The sequence below is a fragment of the Rhodococcus oxybenzonivorans genome (assembly GCF_003130705.1).
Taxonomy (GTDB): domain Bacteria; phylum Actinomycetota; class Actinomycetes; order Mycobacteriales; family Mycobacteriaceae; genus Rhodococcus_F; species Rhodococcus_F oxybenzonivorans.
This window is the reverse complement of the sequence record NZ_CP021354.1, coordinates 6,038,043-6,051,441: the sequence shown is the minus strand read 5'-3', so window position 1 is coordinate 6,051,441 and position 13,399 is coordinate 6,038,043. Positions and strand designations below refer to the sequence as shown.

At 65.9% G+C, this 13,399-nt stretch carries 12 protein-coding genes; 6 read left to right on the top strand and 6 right to left on the bottom strand.

From position 1 onward, the window contains the following. Window positions 1-22: 22 nt before the first annotated feature. Window positions 23-589 carry a TetR/AcrR family transcriptional regulator gene (locus CBI38_RS27985; protein ID WP_109334075.1) on the bottom strand — a complete coding sequence of 189 codons (567 nt, stop codon included), beginning with the start codon at window positions 587-589 and terminating at the stop codon, window positions 23-25. Window positions 590-685: 96 nt separating this feature from the next. Here CBI38_RS27985 and CBI38_RS27980 point away from each other — a divergent pair, with 96 nt between their 5' ends. From CBI38_RS27980 to CBI38_RS27960, 5 genes are all read left to right on the top strand, one after another. After that, window positions 686-2,113, top strand: a complete 1,428-nt coding sequence (locus CBI38_RS27980) for an FAD-dependent oxidoreductase (RefSeq protein WP_109334073.1) — start codon at window positions 686-688, stop codon at window positions 2,111-2,113. Window positions 2,114-2,234: 121 nt separating this feature from the next. After that, window positions 2,235-2,717 carry a MarR family winged helix-turn-helix transcriptional regulator gene (locus CBI38_RS27975; protein WP_109334071.1) on the top strand — a complete coding sequence of 161 codons (483 nt, stop codon included), beginning with the start codon at window positions 2,235-2,237 and terminating at the stop codon, window positions 2,715-2,717. Next, window positions 2,714-4,132, top strand: coding sequence for an MFS transporter (locus CBI38_RS27970; protein ID WP_109334069.1), 1,419 nt, complete (start codon window positions 2,714-2,716; stop codon window positions 4,130-4,132). Before CBI38_RS27975 ends, CBI38_RS27970 begins: the two co-directional genes overlap by 4 nt. Before the next feature lie 41 nt (window positions 4,133-4,173). Then, window positions 4,174-5,151: an LLM class flavin-dependent oxidoreductase gene (locus CBI38_RS27965; protein ID WP_109334067.1), complete on the top strand. Its 978-nt coding sequence runs from the start codon at window positions 4,174-4,176 to the stop codon at window positions 5,149-5,151. Window positions 5,152-5,185: 34 nt separating this feature from the next. Beyond that, window positions 5,186-6,187, top strand: coding sequence for an MDR family oxidoreductase (locus tag CBI38_RS27960; protein WP_109334065.1), 1,002 nt, complete (start codon window positions 5,186-5,188; stop codon window positions 6,185-6,187). 21 nt (window positions 6,188-6,208) lie between these two features. Here the strand turns inward: CBI38_RS27960 and CBI38_RS27955 are convergent, their stop codons facing one another. The 4 genes from CBI38_RS27955 to CBI38_RS27940 all read right to left on the bottom strand — a co-directional run bounded on the left by CBI38_RS27955 (window position 6,209) and on the right by CBI38_RS27940 (window position 12,394). Next, window positions 6,209-9,430: an acetyl-CoA carboxylase family protein gene (locus CBI38_RS27955; RefSeq protein ID WP_109334063.1), complete on the bottom strand. Its 3,222-nt coding sequence runs from the start codon at window positions 9,428-9,430 to the stop codon at window positions 6,209-6,211. Next, window positions 9,427-11,139 (bottom strand): AMP-binding protein, encoded by a 1,713-nt coding sequence (locus CBI38_RS27950; RefSeq protein ID WP_109334061.1) that lies wholly within the window; start codon window positions 11,137-11,139, stop codon window positions 9,427-9,429. The genes CBI38_RS27955 and CBI38_RS27950 overlap by 4 nt, the downstream gene beginning before the upstream one ends. A gap of 34 nt (window positions 11,140-11,173) precedes the next feature. Next, window positions 11,174-11,800, bottom strand: a complete 627-nt coding sequence (locus CBI38_RS27945; protein ID WP_109334059.1) for a TetR/AcrR family transcriptional regulator — start codon at window positions 11,798-11,800, stop codon at window positions 11,174-11,176. 72 nt (window positions 11,801-11,872) lie between these two features. Next, window positions 11,873-12,394 carry a nitroreductase family deazaflavin-dependent oxidoreductase gene (locus CBI38_RS27940; protein ID WP_418328353.1) on the bottom strand — a complete coding sequence of 174 codons (522 nt, stop codon included), beginning with the start codon at window positions 12,392-12,394 and terminating at the stop codon, window positions 11,873-11,875. Window positions 12,395-12,569: 175 nt separating this feature from the next. Here CBI38_RS27940 and CBI38_RS27935 point away from each other — a divergent pair, with 175 nt between their 5' ends. Beyond that, complete coding sequence (locus CBI38_RS27935) at window positions 12,570-13,040, top strand: DUF6069 family protein (RefSeq protein WP_109334055.1); 471 nt, start codon at window positions 12,570-12,572, stop codon at window positions 13,038-13,040. Window positions 13,041-13,097: 57 nt separating this feature from the next. Here CBI38_RS27935 and CBI38_RS27930 read toward each other — a convergent pair whose 3' ends face one another. Beyond that, window positions 13,098-13,358 carry a hypothetical protein gene (locus CBI38_RS27930; RefSeq protein ID WP_109334053.1) on the bottom strand — a complete coding sequence of 87 codons (261 nt, stop codon included), beginning with the start codon at window positions 13,356-13,358 and terminating at the stop codon, window positions 13,098-13,100. Between the last annotated feature and the right edge of the window lie 41 nt (window positions 13,359-13,399).

Here is a 13,399-nt window from a genome sequence, read left to right as displayed (position 1 = left end):
TCCGCGGGACCCTCATTCGTCCTCAGTCTCGCAGATGCGGGGCGGTCAGGTAGTGCTCGAGGACTGGCCCGACCCACCGCACCAACTGCTCATGTGTCATCTCCGCCAGCGGTGGAACGCGAAGAATGTAGCGCGCGAACGCAAGCCCGAGGATCTGCGATCCCACCAGGGCCGCGCGCTCCGCCGCCCGATCCACCGCGACCGCCGCGAGTGCCGGTGCCACCTGCCGGGCGAACACTTGGAGCATCGTCTCGGCGGCCCGAGCGCTGGTCGACGCCGCCCGTAGCAGCGGGAGAAACGCGCCGTCGTTCTCCCACACGGCGAAGAATCGCGGCATCAGCACGGTGGCGAGCGAGTCGGCCCGAACGTCGTGGAGGTCGGGAAGGTGGAGTTCGAACTCGGCCGCCTCCGCGAACAGCGATTCCTTGTTGGTGAAATAGCGAATCACCAGGGCGGGATCGACGCCGACATCCGATGCGACAGCCCGCATCGTCGTGCGGTCGTAGCCTTCGGCACCGAACCGGGCGCGGGCGGCATCGAGGATCGCGGCGCGGGTGGCGACAGCGGAGCGGGTACGTCTTTCGGGCATTCCCCGAGTGTAGTCAACAGTTGTTGACTTGGCGATCGAAGGCGCCTACCGTGGAAGTCAACAGGCGTTGACTCGGAGCTCGATCGGAGGACCGTCATGAAGAACACCGACGTCGTGGTGATCGGCGCAGGGCCCACCGGCTGCATGCTTGCCGGGGAGTTGGCAGCCGCAGGCAGATCGGTCACCGTTCTGGACAAGCGGGACGCACCATCACCGCTCAGTCGGGCATTCGGTGTTCATGCCCGCACCCTCGAGTTGCTCGACGCCCGTGGACTCGCTGATGAGCTGGTCGCCTCGGGCGCGCCGTCTCCGGGGTTGAAGCTGTGGCGAGGTGCGGAATTGAATCTCGCCGGCCTTCCGTCACGATTCCCGTTCGTACTCATCACCCCGCAGCGAAATGTCGATTCCCTCCTCGAGCGGCACGCCCGTGAACAGGGCGCCGAGATCATCCGCGGCATCACCGTGACCGGGGTGCAGCAGGACGGCGACGCTGTCACAGTGCGCGGGCGGGACACGTCGGGAGAGGAACACGCGTTCCGCGCGGCGTACGCGGTGGGCGCAGACGGCGCACACAGTGCGGTGCGGCAGATGATCGGTCAGCCGTTTCCCGGAAAGGCAGTGCTCCGTTCGATCATGCTCGCCGACGTCGAACTCCGGAATCCGCCCGACAGCATCGTGACCGTCAACGCGGTGCGCGACGGATTCGCCTTCCTCGCCCCATACGGCGACAACCTGTTTCGCGTGATCGCCTGGAACCGGCGGCATCAGGTGGACGACAGCGCTCCGGTGGATCGGGCCGAATTGCGCGACGTCATCGAAAGCGCCATGGGTACGGACTACGGCCTCGGTGCGGTGCGATGGCAGTCACGGTTCCACAGCGACGAACGGCAGGTCCCGCAGTACCGGACGGGACGGGTGTTTCTTGCCGGCGACGCCGCGCACGTGCACTCGCCTGCCGGTGGGCAGGGGATGAACACCGGCATACAGGACGCCGCCAACCTCGGATGGAAGCTCGCGGCGGTGCTCGGCGGGGCGGACGACTCCGTGCTCGACACCTACCACGCCGAACGGCATCCGGTAGGAAGGATGGTTCTCCGGACCAGCGGCACCACGATGCGAATGATGACGCTACGGCCGTGGGTGCTGCGGAAGCTCCGGAACGTGGTGGTCGCGACTCTTCTGCGGTTTCCGCCGACGGGTGGTGCTGTCGCTAAGACGTTTTCGGGTATCGGGATCCGGTACGGGCACCGAACCGGCGACAGCGTACTGGTGGGCAGGCGGGCCGAGGACATTCCGACTGCCGCCGGCAGGTTGTACGAGGTACTGCGCTCCGGCGGTTTCGTTCTGATAGCCGAGCGGGACGTGCCTGTGCCTTCCGGGGTTCACTCCGTGACCCGGCTCGGCGACGGACCCGCGTTGCTCATGCGGCCCGACGGGTACATCGCGTGGGCGGGCGACAGTGCGTCCGATGGGTGGCGAGTGGCCTTGAAGCGGTGGACCGGGCGCACGCCGGTCTCAGCCTGAATTATCCAGGTTTGCTGTCCAACTGTCCCATATTACTTCGATGTATCGAGACAAAACTCACCTGGCCGGAAGTTCATTAGACAGCTAGACTGGCTAACGACACTGAAGCAGGGAGGCCGCAATGGACGAGCGAGTAGATCAGCTCCGCGAAGACATAGTGCTGTTCACAAGGCGCATCCGCACCAAAAGGGCAGGCCACCTGCTTACGCCCACGCAACTCCAGGCACTCGCCCACCTCGATCGAGAAGGACCGATGAGCGCCAAGACGCTCGCCGACCTCGAGCAGGTGACTCCCCAGTCCATCGCCCGCACGGTCACCATGCTCGAAGATTCGGGCATGGTTTCGCGGACAGTGGACCCACAGGACGCGCGCGCCAGTCTCATCGCCATCACCGAGTCCGGGCATCGGATGCTGGCCGCCGACCGGGCCCAACGCAGTGAATGGTTGTCGGCGGCGTTGGCTGACACCTGCACGGACGCCGAGCGTGACTTACTCTTCATCGCCGGCAGGTTGCTGAGGCGGCTCGCCGACGTTCCGGATCGGGGGCGGCTCGCCGACTCTGCCGGGTCGGGTTCGCGTAAGGAGTCACTGATGACTCCGTGACGGTCACCGACACCACTCCGACACAGGACGCCCGCCGGGTACCGTTTCGGGTCAGCGGCTCGGTCGCAACCGGCAGTATTCTCCAGCCGCTGAACTCGTCGATGATCGCCATCGCGATCGTCGGTATCGCCGCACAGTTCGGCCCCTCATCCGGAATTGCCTGGGTGATCTCTGCCCTGTACATCGCGACCGCCGTGACCGCCCCGATGGCGGGCAAGCTCGGTTCGCTGCTCGGCGCTCGACGGGTGTATCTCGGTGGTCTCGCGCTGGTGGCGTTGGGGTCGATCGCGGGGTTGCTGGCGCCGTCGGTCGGCTGGCTGATCTTCTCACGAATACTGGTCGGAATTGGAACTGCCACACAGTATCCCAATGCCATGACGATGATCCGGGGTTACGCGGAGAAGTACGACGCGCAGCCGCGTACCGCGATCACGACACTCGCCATCTGTAGTCAGGCGGTCGTCGCCCTGGGGCCCACGCTGGGTGGTCTGCTCGTCGGCGCCTTCGGGTGGCAGTCGATCATGTGGATCAATCTGCCGATCATCGCCTTCAGCGCCCTGGCCGTTGTGCGGTTCGCCGACGTCGGCTTCGTCGGCGGTTCGTCGGTCGGTCACCGGCAGTTGCTGCACTCACTCGACCTCGCCGGGGTGCTGTTGTTCCTGGTACTGGTGTCCTCGACGATGCTGTTCCTGCTGTCGTCGACGTCGGAACCGCTCTGGTGGCTGCTGCCGGTGTGGGCGCTCGCTCTCGCCGCATTCGTCCAGTGGGAAGGGCGGGCGCCGGAACCGTTCATCGACGTCCGGGCGCTCACCCGCAACCGCGCACTCGGCGCGACCCTTGCGCGCACTCTGCTGACCTATACGGCGTTCTACTGTGTTTTCTTCGGAGTGCCGCAGTGGCTGCAATATTCACGCGGCATGAGTGCCACCGAGGCGGGCCTGACAATGCTGCCCGTCGCAGTGGTCGGCATCGGCTCGACGATGCTCGCGTCGAGAATCTACCGGCGGCACGGCGCCCGGCGGACGCTCGCCGTCGGTACCTGTGCGCTGCTAGTGGGTGGCCTGCTCCTCGCCTCGGTCGAGAGAAGTACCGCACCGATCGTGGTGCTGCTGCTCGTCGCCGCCGTACTCGGAATACCGAATGGCTTCAACAACATCGGCAACCAGAATCTGATCAGCTCGGTGACGTCGGTCGAGGAGGTGGGCACGGCAATCGGGATGTACCGCACCGTCCAATACATCGGTGCGAATCTGTCGGCGGTGGTGCTCCAGGCCACCGCCGGACACATCATCGGTGACGACGGACTGCACCGCACCGGCTGGTTCATCGCGGCTGCGGGAGTCGTGCTGCTCGTCGGCGTCCTCACGTCCCGAAACATGCGCGACAGCCGGTCTTCGCAAGTGTCCGCGGTGTAGCTGCGGGAAATAGTTGGGTCGGAGCGACGGTTGCGTCGAGGGTGAAGCTGTCGATCCTGGACCGATCCCGCACGCGTGCCGGCGTGCCCGACGCCGCCGCGCTGACGGGGACGATCGACAGGGCGGTGCACGCCGAGCAGCTCGGGTTCCACCGGTTCTGGGTGGCGGAGCATCACGGGGTCCCGGGGATCGCGAGTGGCTCCCCGCCGGTACTCCTCGCCGCGATCGGAGCCCGCACCGACCGCATTCGGCTGGGATCGGGTGGCGTGATGCTGCCCAATCATCAGCCGATCGTGGTGGCGGAACAATTCCTGATGCTCGAAGCCCTGTACCCGCGGCGGATCGATCTGGGAGTGGGGCGGTCTCTGGGATTCACCAGACCGGTCCGTGACGCTCTGCGCCGCGACCGCACTGCACCCGATACGTTCGCGGACGACCTCGACGAGCTGCGGCGGTATCTGGAGGGGGCGGCGCCGGTCACCGCACGACCTCGGGTGGAGGCGGCACCCCCGATGTTCGTGCTCGCCACCCGGCGGGGGCTCGACTTCGCCGCGCGCGCCGGACTGCCCGTAGTGGTAGGCGGACCGATACTGGGCAGCACCGCGGGCAGGATCCCAGAGCTCGATCGCTACCGCGACGAATTCGTACCCTCACCGGGGAACCGAAAGCCCTACGTGGTGATCTCGCTCGAGGTGATGATCGCGGACAGCACCGACGCGGCGCGCGATCTCCTGCTGTCGGAGGCGTGGGCGCTGGCGTCGTCGAGCCGGACAGGCGAGTTTCCGGCCCTCGAACCGGTCTCGGTCCTGCGCGATCGGCCGTGGACACAGCGGATGCGTGAGCAGATCGACGCGTCGATCGAGTCGTCGATCCACGGAACGGCGGACGAGGTGCGGGAGCGGCTCGACTCCCTGTTCGCCCGCACCGGCGCGGATGAGCTTCTCGCGTCCACATCGACGTTCGACCGCGAGGCGCTGTTCAACGCCGACCGATCGCTGTCGCTTCTGTACCGTGAGTGAACCGTCACCATTCTCGAGGTCAGGAGATCAACTGATGAAGGACTTCACCGCCTGGATCGCTCGCGAGAACGAGGGCAGGATCGAACTCGCCCCCGACACGGTCGACGAGTCGTTTCTCCCGCCGGGTGAGGTCACCATTCAGGTCGAGTACTCCAGCGTGAACTTCAAGGATGCACTTGCGCTCACCCCGAAAGGCGGAGTGGTACGCGCATACCCGATCGTGCCCGGCATCGACCTCGCCGGCACCGTCGTCGAGTCGGAGTCGTCGGAGTTCGCGGTCGGCGACAAGGTAGTCGCGCACGGGTACGACATCGGTACCGCCCGCCACGGTGGGTACGCGCAGTTCGCCCGGGTCCCGGCCGACTGGGTGGTGCGTCTGGACGGCATGTCGACCCGGACCGCGGCAGCTATCGGGACAGCCGGTTTCACGGCCGCGATGAGCGTCGAGGCGTTGCTGTCCCGCGGACTCGAACCGGGCGACGGTCCGGTGCTGGTCACCGGCGCGAGCGGCGGTGTGGGCACGGTTGCCGTCGACCTTCTGGCCGCTGCCGGCTTCGAGGTTGTGGCATCGAGCGGGAAACCCGAGAAGGCCGAGCTACTGACCGGCCTCGGTGCGAGCAAGGTGATCGGACGGCTACCCGAACCCGACACCAAGCCTCGTCCGCTCGGCAAGGCGCAGTGGGCGGCCGCGGTCGATTGCGTCGGCGGTGCCACCCTCGCACACGTGCTCAGCACCATCGAGTACGGCGGCTCGGTGGCGGCCAGCGGACTCACCGGTGGGTCCGGGCTCGACACCACGGTGCTGCCGTTCATCCTCCGCGGGGTCAGCCTGCTCGGTATCGATTCGGTGCAGTACCCGATCGCGCAGCGCCGTCGCCTGTGGAAACGCCTCGCCACCGATCTGGCGCCGACGCACCTCGACGCAATCACCCACGACGTTCCGATCGCCGAGGTGGTGTCGGTGATCGACCAGGTGCGGGCCGGGTCCTACTCGGGCCGTGCCGTCGTGGGCTTCGCCCCCGTGAGTGCTTATTAACATTGGGCGGTTAACAAGTACTCACGGGCGGCGGAGGCGCACGATCCAGGCCCGGGACTGGGCGGGGTCGATCACGTCGTCGAGTTCGAAGATCGTGGCCGCGTTCAGTGCCTTGCCCTGCTGGTACGCCGCATCGACCAGCTGGGTGAACGCCGCGTCGCGCTGGGCCGGATCGTCGATCGCGTCGAGTTCCTTCCGGAATCCGAGTCGGACGGCACCTTCCAAGCCCATGGCCCCGATTTCGCCGGTCGGCCAGGCGACCGTGAACTGTGAGGCGTGGAACGATCCGCCCGCCATGGCCATCGCTCCGAGGCCGTAGCCCTTGCGCAGGATGATCGTGCCGTAAGGCACGGTCATCCGCGCGCCCGCGATGAACAGCGCGCCGAACCGGCGTACGGTTGCCTCCTTCTCCGAATCCGGTCCCACCATGAAGCCCGGTGTGTCGCAGAGAGAAACCACCGGAAGACCGAACGACTCGCACAGTCGCAGGAAGTCAGCCATCTTGTCTGCCGCGACGGCGTCGATGGCGCCGCCCAGGTGATGACTGCTGTTGGCGACCACTCCGTAGGGGTGCCCTTCGACCCGCATCAGTGCCGTCACGATGCCGACCCCGTAGTCGGGTCGCAGTTCGAGTACCGAGTCGACGTCCGCGATCGCGTCGACGGCAGTGCGAACGTCATACGCGCGTAACCGGTTCTCAGGAACGACGTGCCGGGCAATCCGTTCGTCCGGGGAAGACCACTGTGCAAGGGGGCCCTGGAAGTACGACAGATACCGTTTGGCCAGCTCCACCGCGTGAGCCTCGTCCCGGGCAAGGAGATCGATCACCCCATTGCGTCGTTGCACCTCGACGGGTCCGATGTCCTCCGGCCGGTACACACCCAGCCCGCCGCCCTCCACCATGGCCGGTCCACCCATGCCGATATTTGCGTCGGGTGTGGCGATGAGGACGTCGCAGACCCCGGCCAGCGCGGCATTACCCGCGAAGCACCGGCCCGACACTATCGAGATCAACGGCACCTTCCCGTTCAGCGCCGCGAGCGACCGGAACGTGTCGAGGTCGAGTCCGGCCGCGGTACCGGCGTCGGTATCGCCTGGCCGGCCGCCGCCGCCCTCGGCGAACAGAACCAACGGAATCTGTTTGCGGGCAGCCAATCCGATCACCCGGTCGGTCTTCGCATGGTTGCGCATCCCCTGCGTACCCGCGAGGACGGTGTAGTCATACGACAGCACCACAGCCTCCGACGCAGCCGCGCTGAACACGTCACCGTTGATGGTCGCGAGTCCCGCGACCAGGCCGTCGGCCGGAGTGTTGTCGATCAGGTCCTGTTCGGAGCGACGGCTGCGCTGCGCCGCGAGGACGAGGGGACCGTATTCGACGAAACTGCCGGGGTCGACGAGGTTCTCGATGTTCGCCCGGGCGCTGCGGCGACCGAGCTTCGCCCGCTTGGCCATGGCGGCGGGACGGGCGGCGTCGAGGGTTACCTCGTGCCGGTGCCGGACCTCGGCCAGATCCTCGCGTGCACGGTCCAGGTCGACGGCAATGTCTGCCATCTCGGCTGAATCGGCACCGGTGCGGCGGATGACGACGAGTGGATCCCCGGTAGCCACCGTTTGTCCCGGAGCGACCAGCAGTCGTTCCACCACCGCGGCCGCGGGGCTGGCGATCGCGTGTTGCATCTTCATCGCTTCGAGTACCACCAACGCGGCGCCCGAGTCGACGTTACGACCTTCGTCGACCACTTCGACGATGGTTCCGGCCAACTCCGCCCGCAACACTTCCTGGCCGGCGCGCAACTCGACGGCGGTGGACGGAACGTGCGGCCCCTGCTGGGCCTGCGCGTCCTCGACCAGTCTGCTCATTCGCTCGCCGAGATAATCGGTGCCTACGACCCCGCTGCCGAAATCCGGATCGGTGAGGATGGCACGCAGGAACGCGATGTTGGTGGGGACGCCTTCGATCTCGAACTCGGCGAGCGCCGCCTCCGCTTTCCGAACGGCAGCAGAAAATGCGGGTCCGCGCGAGAGGACGATCACCTTGGCGAGGAGGGAGTCGTAACGCGGGCTCGGGGAGAGTCCCGGCCGCCCATAGGTATCGACCCGAACACCGGGTCCGGTCGGCGGGGAGAACACGGTGAGAGTGCCGGCCGCGGGAACGGCTTGCCCGTCGGAACGCATCGTCTCCATGTTGACCCTCGCCTGCACCGCGATACCCCGGGACGCGGCAGGCTCACCGGAAGTGTCGAGCCCTGTGGCGGTGATCCCGTGGGGGAGGAGCAACGACTCGAAGTCGGTGCCGGCGGCGATCGCTAGCTGTGTCGCCACCAGGTCGACACCGGTCACTTCTTCGGTCACGGTGTGTTCCACCTGGATTCGCGGGTTCACTTCCAGGAAGTAGAACCCGTCGGCAGAGACGAGGAATTCGACGGTGGCAAGTCCTCGGTACCCCACACTGGCGCACAAGCGGGCGGCCGCCTCGTGTAGCTCGGTGCGCAACGTCGGGTCGAGGCCCTGTGCCGGTGCGATCTCTATCAACTTCTGATGTCGACGCTGGACGCTGCAGTCACGATCGCCGAGTGCCAGCGCGCGCACGCCCTCGGACGACGGCGCCGCCACCACCTGAACCTCGATGTGCCGCGCGCCCGTCAGCAGAGCTTCCGCGAATACGGCGGGGTTGCCGAAGCCGAGCTGGGCTTCGGACGCACAGAGCCGGTAGGCGTCGTCGACGTGGTCGGCGCTGTGCACGGCGCGTATTCCGCGGCCACCGCCACCGGCAAGTGCCTTGATCATGATGCCCTGTGGCCGGCTCGCGAAGAAGGCGTGGACGCCGTCGAGATCGGTGGCGCCGTTGGTTGCCGGCAACACCGGCACCTTCGCTGCGACGGCTGCATCCCGGGCCGCCGACTTGTTCCCGAAGACGTCGAGCAGGTCTGGGCTCGGTCCCACGAAGTTCACGCCGACCTGTGCGCACTTGCGGGCGAATTCTGCGTTCTCGCTGAGAAACCCGTACCCCGGATGAATCACGGTGGCACCAAATTTCTCCGCAACTGCGAGAAGTGCCGCGTGGTCGAGGTAGGCGGCCGGGCCCGAACCGCTCAGCGCCGCCGCCTCGGTCGCGGCCCGCACGTGAGGGCAGTCCGCATCGTCCTCTGCGTAGACGGCCACCGTCTCCATCGACATCTCGGCGGCGGAGCGGATGATGCGCAGCGCGATCTCGCCACGGTTGGCGACCAGCAGTGTCACTTGTACTCCTCGGCAAGGGTGAACAGGTCGGCCTTACGGACCTTCCCTGTCGCAGTCATGGGCAGAGTGTCGAGGACTTCGACGGTGGGTACCTTGTAGCCGGCCATGTTCTGGGCTGCCCACTCTCGCAGTTCGTCACTCGACACGTTGTGATCAGGCAGTAGTTGGACGAAAGCAAAAGGAACCTGACCTCTCGCCGAGTCGGGTTTGGGCACCACGGCAGCGCACTGAATGGCGGGGTGCAGCAGGAGCAGTGCCTCTACCTCCGAGGGAAACACGCTCATACCGTTGGTCTTGATCATTTCCTTGTTGCGTGCCAGATAGTGCAGAGCACCTCTGTCGTCGAGTTTGCCGATGTCACCGGTCCACAGCCATCCGCCGCGCAGTGCCTCAGCCGTGGCCTCGGGTTTTCTGTAGTAGCCGGTGAGCAGGGATGGGCTGCGCACGATGATCTCACCAGATTCGCCCATCGGAACCGGTACGCCTGCCTCATCGACGACGAGTATGTCCGTGCCGGGTACGGGGAGCCCGCAGAACACCGGTTCACTGAGAAGGTCGAAGTCGCCGGTGTGGAAGCCGAGGGTAATGGTGTCGGCGGTGTGGGTTTCGGTCATCCCGTAACTGGCTTCTCGCAACACGTGTCCGGTGGCGTCGCGCCACCGGGCACGAATCGCCGGATCGAGTTTCAACACGAACGACACTGCCATGGCGTTGTCGAGTGTCGACAGATCGCGGTCGGCGAATCCGGGAAGACCCATCAGTTCCACATAATTGTCGACCGTCCCGACCATCGAGGTCACTCGGCATCGTTCGATCAGCGTCACCGCGGCCTCGGGATCCCAACGGGTGAGGAGGACGACGGTGCCGCCGTTGAGCAGCGGGTACAGAATTCCGAAATCCTCTCCCGCAATCCAGAAGATGGGAAGGAAACCTAGAACGACCGGTGGTGTCTCACCGACTCGTCGTCCGCCTGCCACGGTCGCGGTAGCCGCGGTGTAGACCATGTGCCACTGAGTGTGCTCACAGCCCTTGGGCATTCCGGTGGTGCCCCCGGTGTAGTTCAACACCGCGAGGGCGTCGGGGTCGGTGGCAACCGGTTCCGCGCGGGGCGACTCCATGATCTCGGCCCAGTCCGTGGTCGCGGGGTCGGCGACAGGGAAGGGGGGAGGGACGCTGGGGACGGGCGGCAGCAGGTCGGACAGCGATGTCACCGCAACGTGGCGCAAGGGAGTGTCGCGCCGGACCGACTCGACCATGGGCGCGAAAGCGTCTTGGGTCAGCAGGATCTCGACCCCGGCGTCGTTGAGTTCGTAGATCAGTTCGTGTTCGCGGAATAGTGGGTTGATCGGCACATGAACTCCACCGATTTTGAGTATGCCGAGCATTGCGATGTGAAACTGCGGGCAGTTCGCGAGATGCACGCCGACGCGGTCACCGGCCGTGGCACCTTGTTCGAGCAGCCATCCAGCGAACCGATCGGACAGGTCGTCGAACTCCGCGTACGTGATTCGGCGTCCGTAGAAATCGATTGCCACGGTGTCCGGACGCCGTGTCGCCCAGTGGCGTAGGTAGCCGACGACCGTGCGATCCTCGATCGGATATTCGACGGTTTTCGGTACCTGCGGTGGCCAGGCGGCATCCTGGATTGCGCGAAGGTCGGCGACGGCGGCTTCCAGCACCGCATGGTCACTCGAAGGTGGAGATGGCATACCGAACTCCCGATTCTGTGCGGATGTTTCCGGCTCAGATGAAGCCGATGAGTCTTTCGGAGATGGCAGTCACGTCGGAGGTGTAGCGACGCCGCTCCCGGGGCGTGGCGTCGACGAGCCGGGCGGCACCGGCAAGCTGGGCGTCGGCCAGTGTCTGCGCGATCCGTGCCGGTGACGCGCACGGGACCACGTCGCAACTCTCGTTGATCCGCTCGATGAAGCGGGTGTACCGACGAATCAGCCGCGTCTGCACGGCAGACCATGTTCGGCCGACCTCCGGATCGAGACGCGCGCGGTGCTCGATCAGCTCGAGGACACGTCCGTTGGCGTACACCGCCTCGACGAAGGCCTTGGTCGTGGTGCGCAGGACTTCACGCAAATCCTCGCTGGCGGGGCCTTTCACGTGCTGCGACTCGAGGAACTCCTCACACACCTCGTCCGCCACCGCATGGAACATTTCGTCCCTCGACGAGAAGTACGCGTAGAACGTCGCCCGGGAGACATCGGCGCGACTGGTGATCACCTCGACGGTGGTGCGGTCGTAGCCGAGTTCAGCGAAGCACACGCCCGCCGCGCGGATGAGCTCCCGCCTCCGCGGTCCGTCGTTGTTCTTCCGCGCAGTGCGAGCCCGCTCCTGCGCTTGGCTTGTGGTCACGATCACAGTATCGATTGATGTTGACGTCAATGTCAATATCGCACGCCGCGATCAGCGAAACTGCCGGGAGGGTTTGGGTCAGAGTGGTTGGAGGAGGAAAATTCTGAACTCGCGTCCGCCCGACCGCGCGTGTTCCATGAGGTAACCCGGCCAGTACTCGGTGACGAACGTCCACAGCTGCTCGCGTTCCTCGCCCGTCACCATCCGGACGCTCATCCGGCGCTCGTGCGACCCCGACCTTACGCGGGCTTCCTGGGCGTCCCGTAGATTCGCCGACCACATCGGATGCTCGGGCCGTCCCCAGTTCGAACCGGTGACGATGTACCCGTCGCCCTGCGGGATGCACAGAAGCGCGGTGGTCCGAGGGGTGCCGCTCTTGCGTCCCGGAACCGTGACCTGCACCGACTGCAATCCGGCGATGCCAATGAGGCTCACCCGGTTACCCGTCCACGAGCGCAGATGCGATTCGAGCCAGATGATGACCGGCGCCAGCCGCATGACCCACTCCTGTGTCCCGAGCCAACGGGCGAGCGCGACCAGAGGATTGCGGCGCCGACGGGGCTGCGCGGAGGACGAGGAACCGGCATTCATGTCCGCCATCATCCCCCAGCGGCAAGGTGTGCGCGCCGCCGCCGATGAGTTTTCTGCTGCGCTCGGGTCTACCTTTCAGATTCGACGGAAGAACCATGGCGCCCACGCCTTGACCTCGACAAAGGTTGAGGTTGCAAGATCATGTCAGCAAGGTCAGTCAGCATCTCACCGAAGGAGTACGAACATGTCGAGCACCGAAACCACGGCCACCGCAACGAGCGCCGCCACGAAGTTCAATCCGCTTACCCTCGAACTGAGCCGTCCCGCCGCCGTGCTCTGGACCGCCGTGATCGCACTCGTCCCCAACCTGGTGCTGTGGTTGCTCGCACTTCCCGCAGGTGCGTCGTTCGAGATGACGGATGCGGGGAAGACCACCAGTGCAGCACCCGGCGGCGTCGTCGTCATGACGGTCGTTCCCCTTCTCATCGGAATGACACTCGCCGCGCTCATCTCCGTGAAATTGCCGGCTATCATCCGTCCCGCAGAGGTGATCGGGGTCGTTCTCGCGCTCGCGACGATCATCCTGACCATCCAGGCCGATTTCGACGCCGCCAGCACCATCTCACTCTCACTGATGCACGTCGTGGTCGCGGCCGCGATCGTCGTGGGGTTGGAAGCGATGCGTCGGCGGATCGTGCGCACCGCCAACGTCTAGGCCGGTAACACTCGGCCCGACCTCGGTCGATCAGGCGCCGCCGGGTTTCGGCGGCGCCTAGTCGAAGAGGGTCGGTGCGTCTCCCGCCGATTCGCCGTCGCCGACCGTCCCGGTCCGTTCACCGTCACCGGCCTTCACCTCGCCGGCCGGGCTGGTTGCCTTGTGCACCACCGACAGCGTCGTCGTCCTGACCGACAGTCGGTGTCCGTCGGGATGCTGCAGTGACGCGAGACCCTTGTTGATTTCCACCACCAGCCACGGTCCTGCGTGACCGGATGCCTGCACCAGATCACCCACCTGTATCTGTACGGCTACCACCGCTTCCTCCCAAGGTCTACTGCACCGACCGTGTCAGCGTA

Bases quoted from the DNA above. Each gene is read 5' to 3' on its own strand.
- CBI38_RS27985 (WP_109334075.1), bottom strand. From the start codon at position 589: ATGCCCGAAAGACGTACCCGCTCCGCTGTCGCCACCCGCGCCGCGATC.
- CBI38_RS27980 (WP_109334073.1), top strand. From the start codon at position 686: ATGAAGAACACCGACGTCGTGGTGATCGGCGCAGGGCCCACCGGCTGC.
- CBI38_RS27975 (WP_109334071.1), top strand. From the start codon at position 2,235: ATGGACGAGCGAGTAGATCAGCTCCGCGAAGACATAGTGCTGTTCACA.
- CBI38_RS27960 (WP_109334065.1), top strand. From the start codon at position 5,186: ATGAAGGACTTCACCGCCTGGATCGCTCGCGAGAACGAGGGCAGGATC.
- CBI38_RS27950 (WP_109334061.1), bottom strand. From the start codon at position 11,139: ATGCCATCTCCACCTTCGAGTGACCATGCGGTGCTGGAAGCCGCCGTC.
- CBI38_RS27940 (WP_418328353.1), bottom strand. From the start codon at position 12,394: ATGGCGGACATGAATGCCGGTTCCTCGTCCTCCGCGCAGCCCCGTCGG.
- CBI38_RS27935 (WP_109334055.1), top strand. From the start codon at position 12,570: ATGTCGAGCACCGAAACCACGGCCACCGCAACGAGCGCCGCCACGAAG.